The organism is Mesorhizobium sp. WSM4841 (genome assembly GCF_055811515.1).
Genome location: NZ_JBVVQC010000098.1, coordinates 1 through 461 on the forward strand (window position 1 = coordinate 1; position 461 = coordinate 461).

The 461-nt window shown below is 55.7% G+C and carries 1 protein-coding gene; it reads right to left on the reverse strand.

Annotation, left to right across the window (positions count from 1 at the left end):
• Positions 1 to 461: LysR substrate-binding domain-containing protein (locus AC0L14_RS34785; protein ID WP_473752235.1), on the reverse strand; the 461-nt coding region annotated here is incomplete at both ends.

Here is a 461-nt window from a genome sequence, read left to right on the forward strand (position 1 = left end):
GTGCCTGAGACCATCGGCGGGATCATGCTAAAGGCCTGCACGACGATCTCGACACGTCTCTTGAGACCATGCTCAAGAAAAAACTGTTCCTCGATGGAGGGCTTCAGCGTCCGCCCGAACTTGACCGCAACGTGCCTCATCGACATGTATCTCTCGAATGTAAGCTGCCGTGGCAGCTGCTTGTTCGTGGAGCAGCCCACGCACACGAGCGTGTCGTCGAACAGCGCCGCTCTTGGATGGGCGCTTGACATGAACAATTCTGGAAAAATCAGAAAATCGACATCACCGCGCCGGAGAAGCTCATCGGGGTCGTCGTCGATAGGCAGCAATTCGAAGCTGACGGCGGGTGCTTCGCGTGCAACCCGCTCCACGACCTTTTCAAAAAACACGAGTGTGGCGAAATCGGAAAGAATGATCCTGAAGCGGCGATCGGATTGAGCCGGGTTAAACGGATCCCAAGA